Genomic DNA, 14007 nt, shown 5'->3' on the forward strand with positions numbered 1-14007 from the left:
GTTCAGCCCAGGCGCCGCCCCACCCACTGGCGGGCGCGCCACCCCGTCCAGATGCCGGCCAGGCAAGCCGCGGCGAAGACCCAGCCGGACGCCGCGCCGGCCATGACGCCCGACAGCAGCGTGCCCACCGTGCAACCCAGGGCCAGCATGCTGCCCCAGCCCAGCAATATGCCGCCGACAAAGTTGCGCGCCACATCGCGCACGCTCGGACGCACGGGCTTGAACTCGCCTGCCGCCAGAGCGCTGGCCCAGGAGGCCAGCACCAGGCCGATCACGAACACGCCATTGGGCGAAAACAAGGTCTCTTTCAGCACCGTGGCGCAACCGGCGAAACCATCCAGGCCTTCCAGCCTGCTCGGAATCCAGCCCAGCCCAGAACCCGCCGTGCGCGCCAGGCTGCCCAGTTCCGCGGTGACGCCCAGCGGCGCATAGCGAAAATAGGACATGACGCCCAGAAAGCCGATCAGCAGGCCGCCCGCCCACACCGGCCAGCGGCCCAGCAAGGGATGGGCTTTCGCAGAACGTGCCAGCGCCCCCGCCGGAGCGACATGTCGGCGCCACAGAAGCAGAGCGAGCACGCCCAGCGCACCCAGCTGCAGCAGCAGGGACAGGCCATAGCTTCCGGTCCAGGCGGGAATCCAGGCGATCGGCGCGGCCTGTATGGCATCCAGATACAGAACATTCCAGCACAGAAAGCCCAGGCCGAACCCCAGAATGGCGCCCAGCAGGGCAAATGGCGAAGCCAGTGCGCCCTCGCCCAGGCGGTAGAGATGCGCGCTGATGCAGGAGCCCGAAATCGCCATGCCCAGGCCGAACACGAAGGCGGCCACCGCCAGCACATGACTGACCGGTCCGATATGGGCGCCCGGCGGCAGCCGGCCGGCCGCCGGCACAGGCAGGAAGACGCTGAACAGGACGTGGTAGCCCAGCATCCCGACGGCCAGCGCCGCCACGATGCCCAGCAAGCCGCGGGCGTCGCGCCTGTCCAGGAAGTCGCGCGTCACGCAGAAGAAACAGAAGCGCGAGCGCTGCAGCGCGAGCCCGAACAGGCCGCCGGCCAGGACGGCGAAAGCCAGGACGCGGCCTTCGCCCGGTATGCCGGAAAGGTGGAAACTGAAGAGGATCAAGGCCAGCACGAGCAAAACGGCCAGCACCCGGGCTGGCCGTCCGCCGCGTGCAGGCTCGAAAGCGCCTGCCGTCATTCATGCGCTCCGTATCAGGTCTGGCCCCAGACCGTGCCGGCCGGATTGTCGATCGGCACGCCCACGGAGTTGCCGTATTCCGTCCAGGAGCCGTCATAGTTGCGCACCTCGAAGCCCAGCAGCTTCTTCAGGGCGAACCAGGAGTGGCTGGAGCGCTCGCCGATGCGGCAGTAGGTGATGACGGGCTTGCTGCCATCCACGCCCGCATCCGCGTAGATCTTCTTGAGCTCCTCCACGGACTTGAAGGTGCCGTCCTCGGCCACCAGCTTGCTCCAGGTCACGTTGACCGCGCCGGGAATATGGCCGGCGCGCACGGCCAGCTCCGGCACGCCGTTGGGCGCAAAGATCTTGCCGTTGTATTCATCGGCCGAACGGATGTCCACCAGCACGGCGTCTTTTTCCTTCTTGGCCACGGCCAGCACATCGCTCAGGCGGGCGCGCAGGTCTTCATTGGCCGCCTGCACGATGATGTTGCCGGGCTTGCGTTCAGGCACGGCCGGACTCAGGGCCCGGCCCTCGGCCTCCCATTTCTTGCGGCCGCCATCGAGCAGCTTCACATTCGGCACGCCGTAGATGTCGAACACCCAGGCGCCCCAGGCGGCAAACCAGTTATTGCTGTCGCCGTACAGGACCGTGACCGAGTCCTGGTTGACGCCGGCCTGGCGCAACAGGTTCTGGAACTGATCCTTGCCGACGATGTCACGCCGCACTGTGTCGACCAGGTCGGTATGCCAGCGGAAATTGGCCGCGCCGCGGATGTGCCCGCGTTCGTACAGGCCGGGGTTGACGCTGACCTCGATCACGCGGACCTTGGGATCGTCCAGGTTCTTTTCCAGCCATTCGGTGCTGACCAGCACGTCGGCGGCCGCTGCCTGGGCGGCCAGCGGGGCCATCAGGCCTGCGGCCAGCGCGCCGGCGGACAAAAGGCCGGCAAAATGTTTGAGCAATGACATGACTTCTCCTTTCATCAATTTGTAAGGAAAAGATATCAATCCTCCTGACGCCGAAGAACGAAGCAATGTCTATTTGCTCATGCCCGGCGCGCGCAAAAGCTTATGCCTGAAATGTATTGGCTTAATTTGTTCTGTTTCGGCGCGGCCGGTATCGAATCGGAAATTTTGATACAGTTGAGTCAGCCACGGATAAAATCCCGAATACATCACAAGCAGAACCCGAAATGCCCATGCCCGATACCGCCGCCAAATCGTTTGTTGGACGCATACGCGAGATTCTCAACGATCTTTCTCCTTCTGAACGACGCCTGGCGGAATTCGCCCTGGACTTTCCAGGCGATCTGGCCGGCTATACGGCATCCGAACTGGCGTCCCTGGCGCATGTTTCCAACGCCACGGTCACCCGCTTCATCCGCCGGCTGGGCTACACCAATTACGAAGCCGCCCGCAAGCAGGTACGTTCCGAGAAGAATGCCGGCTCCCCCCTGCTGCTGGCCGCCACCGAGACCGAGACAGGCCGCTCGCTGGCCACCCACCTGCAGCAAAGCCAGAGCAATCTGGCCTCCACGTATCGCCGCATTCCCGAATCCCTGCTCGATGAGATCGCCCATGCCATCATAGGCGCCCGCAAGGTATGGGTGCTGGGCTTCCGGTCCAGCCACGCGCTGGCCAGCTACTTTCGCTGGCAGCTCCTTCAGATCGTGCCCGACGCGCAGTTGATCCCCGGCCCTGGGGAGACCATGGGCGAGCACCTGGCGGGCATACGCGAGCAGGACGTGGTCGTGGTGTTCGCCTTGCGCCGCCGTGTGCGCGGCATGGGTCTGCTGATCGAGCAACTGGCGCATAACTGCCCCAATGTTCTGCACATCACCGATCAGCTCAGCCCCGAAAAGAGCCCCTGTCGCTGGACAGTGCGTTGCGACGTGCAATCGCCCGGCGTTCTGGACAACCACGTGGCCGTCATCGGCCTGTGCCACCTCATCCTGAGCCAGATCATGGACAATGCGGGCCCGACAGGACGCCGGCACCTGGGCATGGTGGAAGCCTTCCATGACTGCTTCCAGGAACTGTGAGCATTATCAGAAAAGCAAATAATCATCATGCGGACATAGTTATATCCGCGATTATTTAAGTTTCCCTTAGTTATCAATGGCCTGGCGACTCCCATCGAGAGTCCTGCAAAGATCTTTCTCGTTTACCCTAGTTTTGCAAAAATTTTTTCATATCAATAATCACTGAAAAAATTTTGTATGGAGGCGGGCGCGCCACGCGCGTCCTTGAACGAGGAGACTATCATGCATACCACAAGCCAAGCCCTGCGCGGGGACGCCGCGCGCCCCGACGCGGCCGCCCCTTCGGCCGGCGGCGTCACAGTCCAGCACCAGCTGGAGCATTCGCTGGAGACCATCGGAGTCACCAACTCGCATCGCAAAGTGCTGGCCCTGATCCTGCTGGGCGTCTTGTTCGATGTGCTGGAGCAGAACGCCGTCGGCCTGGTCGGCCCCCTGCTGCAGGAGTACTGGGGCATCAGCACCCGCGACGTGGGCTTTCTGAACACGCTGACCTTCGCCGCAGCGGCGCTGGGACGCCTGCTCTCGGGCTACATCGCCGACCACTACGGCCGGCGCGTCATGCTGACCATCAACCTGGGCCTGTTCACCCTGGGCGCGCTGATCTGCGCGCTGGCGCCCAGCTACTGGGTCCTGGGCCTGGGCCGCGTCATCGTGGGTTTCGGGCTGGGCGGCGAGATCTCGATCGCGGTCACCATGCTGGCCGAGTTCTGCTCCTCGCGTTTTCGCGGCACGGCCGTGGGCACCATCAACGTGGCCGGCGGCGGCCTGGGCAATATGCTCGCCCCCGCCTTCGGCCTGCTGGTGTTCACCCTGTTCCCCGGCCCCGAGAGCTGGCGCTGGCTGTTCGGCCTGCTGGTGATGCCGGCGTTCATGGTGTTGTTCTACCGCCGCTACATCCCTGAAACGCCGCGCTTCCTGGTCTCCCAGGGACGCATCGAGGAAGCCAACAAGGTGCTCAACATCCTGGCCTCGGGTAAGCTGGGACGCAACGTGGCCAATCCCTACCCCTACCTGCAAAGCGGCCCCCAGGCCCGGAAAGCCGAGCGCGTACGCCTGGGAGAGATCTTCCAGGGGTCGCTCGCCCTGCGCACGCTGGTCACCGGCATTGCCGTGTGCATGACCTACGGCGCTCAGCTGACCGTGTTGACCTTGATGCCCACCTTGCTGGTGGAACAGGGCCATTCGCTGGTCAAGAGCTACACCTTCACCATCCTGATGCAGTCCGGCAGCCTGCTGGGCGCGCTGACCGCCTCCTACCTGGGTTCGCGCATGCCCCGCAAGCGCGTGTTCACCGTCGGCGCCCTGATGGCCTGCGCCTCGGGCCTGGCCTTCGGCTTCCTCAGCCACAACATCGCGCTGGTGCTGCTGTTCGGCGCCGCCTTCCAGTTCTGCGTGCTGCTGCTCAACACGACGATCTGGATCTTCGCTCCTGAACTCTATCCCACCCGCGTGCGGGCATTCGGCACCGCCTTCATCCTGGCCCTGGGAACGCTGGCCGGCGCCTTCGTGCCGACCCTGAGCGGCTGGGTGCTGGAAGTCTACGGCGTAGGCGGCATGTTCACCCTGATGGCGGGCATGTACGTCACCTTCGCCGCCGTCCTGCAGCTGGCGCCCGAGACCTTCGGCCGCCCCCTGGATACCTGATTTCAATCTGACCGGCCGGGCTCGCCCCGGCCATTGCGCATACCTTTATGTCTCATACCGTATTGCTCATCAATCCCAACACCTCCCGCCAGACCACGGACATGATGGTCGCCATCGCGCAGGCCTGCTTTGACCGGCTGGAGCGGCGCGACATCCTGGTACGGGGCCTGACCGCCCCGCAAGGCCCCGGCATGCTGACCGAGATGGAGGAACTGGCGCAGGCCGCCTCCATCGCCGAACATCCCCTGGTGCTGGAACAGGCTCGCCACGCGGACGGCGTGATCGTGGGCGCCTTCGGCGATCCGGGCCTGGCGGCACTGGCCGAGCAGGTGGAACCGCCTGTGATCGGCATCGGCCAGGCCTCCATGCTGCAGGCCGCCCGGGCCGGCTCGCCCTTCGGCATCGCGACCACCACGCCTGGGCTGGAACAATCCATTCTGGAACAGGTGCGTCGCTACGGGTGGCGCAGCCAGTTCTCCGGCCTGCGCCTGACGCCCACCCCGCCGCTGGACCTGGCCCGATCGCCCGAGCGCCAGAACCAGGAACTGGAGGACAGCGTGCGCGCCTGCATCGAACAGGACGGCGCCCGCGCCGTCATCATCGGCGGCGGCCCCCTGGCGCAAAGCGCGCAGGACCTGCAGGACAAGCTGGCCGTGCCCGTGGTCAACCCCATCGTCGCCGCCTGTGAACTGATGGCCGAAAAGCTGCCCCTGCGCATCAACTGAATACGCTGCAACCATACCGAAGAGGAGAAGCAAGCATGACAACGACGACCCTGAGCGGGGACCGGGCATCGCCGGCCAGCCAGCAGGAGCTGGACCGGATCTACAAGAAGGTGATGTGGCGCATCCTGCCCTTCATCTTCCTGCTGTGGATGCTGGCCTGGATAGACCGCCTGAACATCGGCTTCGCCAAGCTGCAGATGCAGCCCGAGCTGGGCTTTTCCGAAACCGTGTACGGCATCGGCGCCGGCATCTTCTTTCTGGGCTACTTCTTTTTCGAAGTGCCCAGCAACTGGCTGCTGCTGCGCATCGGCGCACGCAAGACCCTGGCGCGCATCGCCTTTGGCTGGGGCCTGATCTGCGTGCTGATGATGTTCACCAAGACGCCGGCCTACTTCTATGTGATGCGTTTCCTGCTGGGCGCCTTCGAGGCGGGCTTCCAGCCCGGCGTGCTCCTGTTCCTGACCTTCTGGTTCCCCGCCCATCGCCGCGCCAAGGCGTTCGCCGTATTCATCTCGGCCTCGGCCGTGGCCTCGGTCGTCGGCGCGCCGCTGGCCGGCCTGATCATGACCAACCTGCACGGCGTCAATGACTGGTCGGGCTGGCAGTGGTTGTTCCTGCTGGAAGGCCTGCCCACCATCTTCGCCGGCATCCTGGCGGTCATGTTCATCGTGGACAGCCCCGAGAAAGCGAGCTGGCTCAGCCAGCGCGAGAAAGACCTGATCAAGGAGGAGCTGCTGCTGGACGCCAAGGCCGCCGGTCCGCGCGAGCACAGCTTCAAGAAAGCCCTGGGCAACCGCGACCTGTGGACCCTGACCCTGATGTTCTTCGGCATCGTGGCCGCCAACTCCACCCTGGCCTTCTTCGCGCCCACGCTGGTGCGCTCGCTGGGCCCCACCGACCCGCTGCACGTGGGCCTGCTGGTCGGACTGGTCTATGTCTTCGGCGCCATCTTCCAGCTGGCCTTGGGCTTCAGCGCCGACCGCCGCCGCGAAGCGCGTCTGCACACGGGCATCCCGGTCATCATCGGCGCCCTCGGACTGGCCGGAGTGGGCCTGTTCCTGGGCAACAACACCGTCCTGGCCTTCATCAGCCTGGCCGTCGCCGTCTCGGGCACCATGGGCTGCATTCCGGTCTACTGGCAGTTGCCCAATGCCGTGCTGGCCGGTTCGGCGGCCGCCATCGGCGTGGCCTTCATCAACTCGGTGGCCAACCTGGCCGGCTTCGGCGCGCCCTTCATGCTGGGCGCGCTGAAGGACTCCACAGGCAGCTTCCAGAGCGGCCTGTGGATCATCGCCGCGCTGGAGCTGGCAGTGGGCATCTGGATCCTGTCCTTCCGCACCCGCCGCAACGCCCCCAACTGATTCCGCGAAACAAGAAGCCCCCCGCGCCGCCAGGGCCCGGGGGGCTTTTCTTTTGCCGGCCCGCGATGCGGCTCGGTTCAGCAGACCTCTTCCAGACAGGACTGCGGCGCAGGCAGCAGGCGACGGTAGAAGGTGGGCAGGGCGAACAGCGCGCCATGCAGCTCGGCATTGTAGAACTGCAGGGAATCCTGCTGGTCGGAGGTGAAGCGTTGCGCCAGGCGCTTCTGCACCTGCGCACCGGACAGCGTCCGCGGATCCAGTTCGTCCGAGGCGATAGCCAGGCCCCAATAGGAACCATACAGGGGGATGTGCAGGCCATAGCCATGCACCTGCGCGAACACCTTGGCCAGATCGGCGCCCAGCGCAGCGACCTGGTCGGGTTCATGGAACGGCGAACCCAGGTGCAGGACCAGGGCGCCGCCCGGCTTGAGCGCCTGCCGGCAGGACTCGAAGAACGCCGGCGTGTACAACGGCCCGGCCGGGGTTTCCGGATCAGTCAGGTCCAGATAGATCAGGTCGAAGCGATCCTGCGTGCTGGCCAGGAAGTCCGAGCCGTCGCCTACGCGGATGTCCGCGCGCGGGTCATCGAATGCGCCCTTGTGGATGGACTGCAGGTGCTGGCGGGCCACCTCGATGACCTCGCCGTCCAGGTCCACCAGCGTGACCCGCTCCAGGCTGTTGTGCTTGAGCAATTCTTCCAAGGCGCCGCCGTCGCCGCCGCCCACGATGAGGGCATGGCGCGGATCCGGATGCGCCACCGCCGCCGGATGGATCAGACCCTCGTGATAGAAGAATTCGTCCGCTTCGGAGGTCATCAGGCAGCCGTCCAGACGCAGCGTCTTGCCCAGGGTGGCGGAGCGCAGCAATTCCAGCCGCTGGAAGGCCGTGTCGCGCTGCAGCAGCCGCTCGGCGAAGCGAAAGCCGTACAGGGCGTCGTCGTTCAGGTTCTCGGTGAGCAGTTCGCCGCCTTGCGCCGGACCATCCGCATCGCCCCGCCAGATGCGGTTGCGCTGCGACTGCCCGGGCTTGAAGGCGGCCTCCAGGCCATCGATCAAGGCTTGGGCCTTGCCGGAATTGTCCTGCATGAAATTGCAGACGTAGACGTCCAGCGTGACGCCGTCGCGCTCCGGCCAGGTATGGATGGCCAGATGCGACTCGGCCAGCAGCAGCATGCCCGTGACGCCGCCGGGCTGGCCCTCGAATTCAGGAAATGCCTGCCATTCTTCGCCGACGATGGTCAGCCCCGCGTCCAGCGTCTGCTGGCGGCAGAAGTCCGCCAGCTCCTTGGCATCGATGAGCAGCTTGGGGCTGCAGGCACATTGGTAGAGATCTGCGGTCAGGTGCAGGCCTTGCATGATTGCGCGCTCCTTGAAAAGGACTCTGCAGCTCCTGCAACAGGTAAGCTACAAAAAAACCCCGAAGCGAGACGCACCCTGGCGGCAAGCCCCCGCTCCGCATATAAACGAGGGATTGTACCTTATATCCTCCCTTAATATAAAAAGATGATCGTAAATGAAGGAAGATCAGCGAATATAAGAAGCGGAAGACAGCAAAGTCAGCTCCATGACCAAATGTGCGCCCTGCCTGGCGCAGGGGTGGAAATATACCCGCCCGCCATGATTGGCGATGATGGACTTCAGTATGGCCAGGCCCAGGCCCGTTCCCTGGACTTTCTGGCCGGGCACGCGAAAGAACTTGTCGAAGACCTGGTCGTGGAAGGCACGAGCGATCCCCGGACCCTGGTCGATGACCTCGATGCAGGCCCAGCCGCTGCTGATCTGCCGCAGGCGCAGCACCACGGGCGTAAGCTCGCCGGAATACTTCAAGGCATTCTCCAGCGCGTTGCGCACCGCCACCAGCAACTGCATCGCATCGACGCTGGCGCGCAGCGCCCGCGGCGGCAGCTCCAACCGGATGCGTTGACGCGATTCGTAGAACGCGCGCAGGCTCAGGCGCAACAAGGCCCGCAAGTCCAGCTCGCGCCAGTCCTGCCGCCAGTCGCCGGCATGCTCGATGCGGTTCAGGCGCGCCAGGTTCTCCAGCAGCGCCGTCATGTCGCGCACTTTCTCGCGCACCTGGGCATACACCCTGGACTGGCGCTCCGGAGCCACCAGCCCCAGCTCCAGCAGCTCCACGTAGCCGGCCACCGAGGCCAGCGGCGAGCGCAGCTCATGCGCAGCCAGCGACAGGAATTCGGACCGCATCCGGTCCAGCTCCACCTGCAGCGTGACGTCCCGTATCACGACCAGGGTGGCATCGTCCGGCTCGCCGGCCGCATAGGCGCGCAGCTCCAGCATCCGCGCCGGGTCGCTGCCCGCCTGGACCTGCATGCAGCGAAACTCCCTCTGCACGCGCCCGATCACGCCGCTCAGCCCGTAGGTCAGCGCCGAGGAGCCGCCGCCCCCGGCGGCGCCGCGCCCACGGGCCTGCAGCAGACGCACGAAATCAGCCATGCAGCGGGGACGCGCCTGGTCGTCCAGGCAGCCGAGCAGGCGCCGCATGGCGGAATTGACGCCCTCGACCCTGGCTTGGGCATCGAACATGATCACGGCATCCGGCAAGGTTTCGAACATGCGCTCGAACACCCGAGTGCCCTCCCGGTCCTGTCCCCCCGCCTCGCGCGGCTGCCGGAGCGCATGGCGATCCCGCCGCAGCCAATCCCAGCGCAGCAGCAGGAACGATGCCAGCACCAGGACCGCCAGCGCAGCCCACCGTTTCCAGTGGTCCAGGAACCCCGAATGCAGCGCCATGCGCTCGGACACCAGCAATAGGGGCCAAGGTTCCATGCTGGAGACACTGAGCATATGACGCGTGTGTCCGGTGAAATAGGCCAGGGAACTCGAGCGCCCTTCCTGCTTGGAGTGGTGACGCAAGGCGCGCTGCACATCCTGCTCGCGCCAGCGCGCCGGCATGTTCGGATAGGCATCGAGAACCTGATGGCTGTCCGCATCCATCAGAAGCAGCAGCCAGGACTCATCGCCCACGACCAGGTGCAGCATCTGATGAAAGTAACCCAAGTTGACGCGATATTTGACAATATAGGCGTCAGACCGCCCGTCCACGCTGCCCGTGCTGACCAGCGTCAGCGGCGGTTCGGGCAGGACCGCGTAGGGTGAGCGTTGGGCCGCCTCGAGGTCTGCGCAGGACAGATTCACATTGAGATGGCCGGCGGACATGAGCAGGCGCTTGTCACGGTCGTATATGGCAATGCCGGAAATAAGACTGGACAATTTTGCTTCTTCCAGAACCGAGTCAAGCCAGCTATGATCATGATCTTGGATGCTGGCTTGCCCGACCAGACGCCAGACGAGGCGATCCGCCTCGGCCAGAATCTGCTTGGTATGCATGGCCAGGGTTTCGGACACGGCCTGCTGCGACCGCATGCCTCCTCCCTGATCCGCGCCTTCATCCCACATGACCCAGGACAGCAATATTGTCCAGCTTAAAATAAGCACGGCGGCGACTCTCCAGCGGCCTTGCAACTTCTTGAGCAGTTCCGTAACGGCATACGGAAACTTGAAATTTAGGGGTTTAGGAAACATGCTTTTATGGTTTTCCGATCGCCCAGCACCCTGAAACAATCGTTTACCGTTACCATTATTGTCAACAAAGTAGCAAATGATACCGTCTAGAAACTATGCAATCCTATGCAAGCAGAAGCCCGTTACACTGTGAAGCTTCTGTCTCTCGCCGCTCTCCTGCCCAAGAACCCATGAGCTCCACCGTCTATTCCACGCGTCAGGCCGCTGACTTGCTGGGGGTTTCAGTACGTACCGTGCAGTTATGGGTGGAAGCCGGCACGCTCAAGGCCTGGAAAACGCAAGGCGGGCACCGCCGTATCGATCACCAGTCCGTGCAGGCGATTTTGCAACAACGCAAACTGGCCGCCGCTGCGTCGCCCGCCCCGTTTGCCGCGTCCGCCTGCGCCACGCAATCTCGACCGCGCGAGGGCGAAGCCTGCCTGCGCGTGCTGGTGGTCGAGGACGACGAAGACCTGGTGGCGGTATACCGCATGGCGATGGAAAACCTGCCTTTTCCCGTAGAGCTGCGCTGCGAGCAAGACGGGCTCAAAGGCCTGATCACGGCCGGCAACTTCCATCCCGACGTGCTGCTCGTCGACCTGAACCTGCCCGAGCTCGACGGTTTCGCCATGCTCAAGGCCCTGTCCGACGCACCCGAGACGCAGCGGACCCGCATCTACGTCATTTCAGCCCTCAGCGCCGCCGACATCCATTCGCGCGGCGGCCTGCCGCCCAATTCCACGGCCCTGGCCAAACCCATTCCCATTGCGTTGCTGTTGCAATTGCTCAGCGAAGCATTCCAGGCCCAATACCTGGCGACTTGACCTCCATCCGCGTGCCCGATCTTGGCGACCCTCCCTGGCCGTCGGTCCTTGCACGCCTATTCAATTCAACAGTTTCGCTTTTTATTATCATTTTTTTAATTTTTAACACAAAAATAAATCAAAGTGATACGATTCCCGAAAAAACGTAAAGAACGGCATTGAATGTCGTTTTGGGCTGGTTGCGGACCCGCAAACATAGGGGAAAAGCTATGCGCAAGAATCTGCCCGTGACGGGAGTTGAAACTGAATTGCTGGATGATCAATATCTGATCTCCAAAACCGACTTGAAAGGCCGCATCGTCTACGCCAATCCGGCTTTTGTGGATGTCAGCGGCTTCAGCCGGGAAGAACTGATAGGCCAGCCGCACAACATCGTGCGTCATCCCGACATGCCCCCGGCCGTGTTCGCCGATCTGTGGCACACCCTCAAGCATGGGCGTTCGTGGGTGGGCGTGGTCAAGAATCGCCGCAAGGACGGAGGCTTCTACTGGGTGCTGGCCAATGCCAGCCCCATCATGGAAAACGGTGAACTGACGGGCTTTGCCTCTGTGCGGGTACGCGCCGACGCGCGGCAGATTCAGGAGGCCGAGCAGTTCTATCAGGAACTGCGCGAAGGCCGGGCGCGGGGCCGCACCGTGCGCGAAGGCCGCATCGTGGCCCGCAGCTGGCGGCGTCCCTGGACAGCCTTGACGTTCCTGGCGGGGCCGACGCTGCTGGCCGCCTTCCTGCGCAAGGGGCTGCTGAACATTGGCGTGACGGGCGGCGTCATCGCGATGATCCTGAACACGGAAATGCCGGCGCAAAGCATGGCCGCCCTGGCCACGGCGCTGGGCGCGGGCACGCTGCTGATCCTGAGCTATCAGGCTGTCCTGATGCGCCGGGTGCTGGGCTCCTTCCGGACCGCCACGCATGTGGCGCAACAGATCGCCGCCGGCAATCTGACCGTGGACACCCGCAGCGCCGCCGTGCAGAAACTGGAAAAACTGGGACTGAGCCTGGACCTGATGCGCAAAAGCCTGGTGAGCATCAGCACCGATGTGGACCACAGCAGTCGCGACAGCCAGATCGTGGCCCGGGAACTGTCCGAGAACAGCGCGCTGCTGGAAGCGCGCACGCACGAACAGGCGGCCTCCATGCAGCAGACCACGGCCAGCATGAGCTCTTTTGGCCAGACCGTACTGCAGACGGCGGAAAACGCCAAGGCCAGCCACGGCCTGGCCAGCCGCAGCGCCGACATCGCGGCGCGCGGCAATGAAGCCGTGCAGCAGGTGACCGCTTCCATGCAGCGCATCCTGGAAAGCTCGCGGCGCATCGGCAACATCGTGACCCTGATCGACAACATCGCCTTCCAGACCAACATCCTGTCCATCAACGCCTCCATCGAGTCCGCCCGCGCGGGAGAAGCCGGCAAGGGGTTTGCGGTGGTGGCCTCGGCCGTGCGCTCCCTGGCCCAGCAGGCCGCCGCCGCGGCCGACGAGATCAAGCAGCTGATCCAGGACACCAGCGCCCTGACCGCCGAGGGCGCGGCGCACGCCGAGCATGCCGGGCAGACCATGGACGAAATCCTGAAATCGGTATCGGAGGTGTCGGCGCTGATGGGCGAGATATCCGCCGCCACCAGCGAACAGAGCGTCGGGCTGAGTCAATTGACGCAGGCGCTCGGCCAGGTGGATCAGATCACGACCAACAATGCCGCGCTGGTGCACGACCTGAGCGAAACAGCGCAGCGCCTGAGCCGCAACGGCGAACACCTGCAGGAAGCCATCAACGTGCTCAATCACGGCGAAGCCGCCAGCGGCGCCCGACCCGATCGCGAGCCGCTGGCCCTGGCGCCCGTGGCGCCCCTGGACCCGGTCCGCAGGCGCCCGGCCCGGCAGCGCGCGCTGCGCCATCAGGCCTCCAGCGCCTGAAGGATCAGAAGCCCAGGCGTTCCATCCCGCCCAGCAAGGCCAGCACGCCCAGCACCGCGAAAATACAGGCGGCGATGCGATGCACCAGTCGAGTGGGCAGGCGTTGGGCGATGCGCTCGCCGAACAGCACCGCAGGCACGTTGGCCAGCATCATGCCTAGCGTGGTGCCGACCACCACCCACCAGAACTCGTGGTACTTGGCCGCCAGCGCCACCGTGGCCACCTGGGTCTTGTCACCCATTTCCGCCAGGAAGAACGTGACCACAGTCGTGCCGAACACGCCGAAACGGGTGCGCGCAGCCTCGGCGTCGTCGATCTTGTCGGGGATGAGGATCCAGACGGCCATGGCCAGGAAAGACAGGCCCAGCACCCAGCGCAGGACTTCGGGATCGAGCAGGGAAGGAACCCAGACGCCGATGGCGCCGGCCAGGCCGTGGTTGACCAGCGTGGCCAGCAGGATGGCGATGATGATGGGCCAGGGACGCTTGTAGCGCGCCGCCAGGATAAAGGCCAGCAATTGGGTCTTGTCGCCGATTTCGGCCAGTGCGACCACGCCGGTAGAGACAAAGAGGGCTTCCATGTAAACTCCTGGCCGGTAACAGACGAATGACCACAAACCTCCCCGGCCAAACGCGAAGGTTCATGGTCAAAGGTCTTGCCAGGCGGTTGCTGCCAGCGCCATGGCCCCTTGTCGGCCAAGTGTGTTGACGCTGACCTCCGGCGGACCGGAGCGGCTACTCCCCAATGACGCAGGCGATAGTAGCCCAGATTGCAGCCCCTGTCGAGCCGATACT

General features: G+C 64.4%; 11 protein-coding genes and 1 riboswitch. Of the genes, 6 read left to right on the plus strand and 5 right to left on the minus strand.

Features of this window, described 5'->3' with window-relative positions; all coding sequences use genetic code 11:
• Positions 1 to 2: 2 nt before the first annotated feature.
• Positions 3 to 1202 carry a YeeE/YedE family protein gene (locus ACF3ND_RS11670; RefSeq protein ID WP_394060606.1) on the minus strand — a complete coding sequence of 400 codons (1200 nt, stop codon included), beginning with the start codon at positions 1200 to 1202 and terminating at the stop codon, positions 3 to 5.
• A 14-nt stretch (positions 1203 to 1216) separates the two neighbouring features.
• Positions 1217 to 2155 (minus strand): sulfurtransferase, encoded by a 939-nt coding sequence (locus tag ACF3ND_RS11675; protein ID WP_394060608.1) that lies wholly within the window; start codon positions 2153 to 2155, stop codon positions 1217 to 1219.
• A 230-nt stretch (positions 2156 to 2385) separates the two neighbouring features.
• Here ACF3ND_RS11675 and ACF3ND_RS11680 point away from each other — a divergent pair, with 230 nt between their 5' ends.
• The 4 genes from ACF3ND_RS11680 to ACF3ND_RS11695 all read left to right on the plus strand — a co-directional run bounded on the left by ACF3ND_RS11680 (position 2386) and on the right by ACF3ND_RS11695 (position 6958).
• Positions 2386 to 3228, plus strand: coding sequence for a MurR/RpiR family transcriptional regulator (locus ACF3ND_RS11680; RefSeq protein WP_394060610.1), 843 nt, complete (start codon positions 2386 to 2388; stop codon positions 3226 to 3228).
• Between the two features lie 222 nt (positions 3229 to 3450).
• Positions 3451 to 4872: an MFS transporter gene (locus ACF3ND_RS11685; RefSeq protein WP_394060612.1), complete on the plus strand. Its 1422-nt coding sequence runs from the start codon at positions 3451 to 3453 to the stop codon at positions 4870 to 4872.
• Between the two features lie 47 nt (positions 4873 to 4919).
• The gene (locus tag ACF3ND_RS11690; protein WP_394060614.1) at positions 4920 to 5597 is read left to right on the plus strand and encodes an aspartate/glutamate racemase family protein; all 678 of its coding nucleotides are present in this window, start codon (positions 4920 to 4922) and stop codon (positions 5595 to 5597) included.
• 35 nt (positions 5598 to 5632) lie between these two features.
• Entirely contained in the window at positions 5633 to 6958 is a 1326-nt protein-coding gene (locus ACF3ND_RS11695; RefSeq protein ID WP_394060616.1) for an MFS transporter, read from the plus strand.
• 77 nt (positions 6959 to 7035) lie between these two features.
• Here ACF3ND_RS11695 and speE read toward each other — a convergent pair whose 3' ends face one another.
• Together speE and ACF3ND_RS11705 are read right to left on the minus strand one after the other, a co-directional pair.
• Positions 7036 to 8313 carry a polyamine aminopropyltransferase gene (gene speE, locus ACF3ND_RS11700; RefSeq protein WP_394060617.1) on the minus strand — a complete coding sequence of 426 codons (1278 nt, stop codon included), beginning with the start codon at positions 8311 to 8313 and terminating at the stop codon, positions 7036 to 7038.
• Positions 8314 to 8481: 168 nt separating this feature from the next.
• Positions 8482 to 10341, minus strand: coding sequence for an ATP-binding protein (locus ACF3ND_RS11705; RefSeq protein WP_394060619.1), 1860 nt, complete (start codon positions 10339 to 10341; stop codon positions 8482 to 8484).
• A gap of 329 nt (positions 10342 to 10670) precedes the next feature.
• Here ACF3ND_RS11705 and ACF3ND_RS11710 point away from each other — a divergent pair, with 329 nt between their 5' ends.
• Together ACF3ND_RS11710 and ACF3ND_RS11715 are read left to right on the plus strand one after the other, a co-directional pair.
• Positions 10671 to 11303: a helix-turn-helix domain-containing protein gene (locus ACF3ND_RS11710; protein ID WP_394060621.1), complete on the plus strand. Its 633-nt coding sequence runs from the start codon at positions 10671 to 10673 to the stop codon at positions 11301 to 11303.
• A 209-nt stretch (positions 11304 to 11512) separates the two neighbouring features.
• The gene (locus ACF3ND_RS11715) at positions 11513 to 13213 is read left to right on the plus strand and encodes a methyl-accepting chemotaxis protein (protein ID WP_394060623.1); all 1701 of its coding nucleotides are present in this window, start codon (positions 11513 to 11515) and stop codon (positions 13211 to 13213) included.
• 4 nt (positions 13214 to 13217) lie between these two features.
• Here the strand turns inward: ACF3ND_RS11715 and ACF3ND_RS11720 are convergent, their stop codons facing one another.
• Complete coding sequence (locus ACF3ND_RS11720) at positions 13218 to 13793, minus strand: TMEM165/GDT1 family protein (protein WP_394060625.1); 576 nt, start codon at positions 13791 to 13793, stop codon at positions 13218 to 13220.
• A gap of 3 nt (positions 13794 to 13796) precedes the next feature.
• Positions 13797 to 13968: riboswitch (yybP-ykoY riboswitch) on the minus strand.
• Positions 13969 to 14007: the final 39 nt, after the last annotated feature.

Origin of the sequence: Alcaligenes sp. WGS1538 (genome assembly GCF_043187505.1) — a bacterium.
Lineage (GTDB): Bacteria > Pseudomonadota > Gammaproteobacteria > Burkholderiales > Burkholderiaceae_B > Alcaligenes.

Excerpts from the sequence above, each read along its gene's own strand:
- ACF3ND_RS11685 (WP_394060612.1), top strand. The coding sequence starts at position 3,451 with ATGCATACCACAAGCCAAGCCCTGCGCGGGGACGCCGCGCGCCCCGAC.
- ACF3ND_RS11695 (WP_394060616.1), top strand. The coding sequence starts at position 5,633 with ATGACAACGACGACCCTGAGCGGGGACCGGGCATCGCCGGCCAGCCAG.
- ACF3ND_RS11670 (WP_394060606.1), bottom strand. The coding sequence starts at position 1,202 with ATGACGGCAGGCGCTTTCGAGCCTGCACGCGGCGGACGGCCAGCCCGG.
- ACF3ND_RS11680 (WP_394060610.1), top strand. The coding sequence starts at position 2,386 with ATGCCCGATACCGCCGCCAAATCGTTTGTTGGACGCATACGCGAGATT.
- speE (WP_394060617.1), bottom strand. The coding sequence starts at position 8,313 with ATGCAAGGCCTGCACCTGACCGCAGATCTCTACCAATGTGCCTGCAGC.
- ACF3ND_RS11715 (WP_394060623.1), top strand. The coding sequence starts at position 11,513 with ATGCGCAAGAATCTGCCCGTGACGGGAGTTGAAACTGAATTGCTGGAT.
- ACF3ND_RS11710 (WP_394060621.1), top strand. The coding sequence starts at position 10,671 with ATGAGCTCCACCGTCTATTCCACGCGTCAGGCCGCTGACTTGCTGGGG.
- ACF3ND_RS11675 (WP_394060608.1), bottom strand. The coding sequence starts at position 2,155 with ATGTCATTGCTCAAACATTTTGCCGGCCTTTTGTCCGCCGGCGCGCTG.
- ACF3ND_RS11690 (WP_394060614.1), top strand. The coding sequence starts at position 4,920 with ATGTCTCATACCGTATTGCTCATCAATCCCAACACCTCCCGCCAGACC.
- ACF3ND_RS11720 (WP_394060625.1), bottom strand. The coding sequence starts at position 13,793 with ATGGAAGCCCTCTTTGTCTCTACCGGCGTGGTCGCACTGGCCGAAATC.
- ACF3ND_RS11705 (WP_394060619.1), bottom strand. The coding sequence starts at position 10,341 with ATGCGGTCGCAGCAGGCCGTGTCCGAAACCCTGGCCATGCATACCAAG.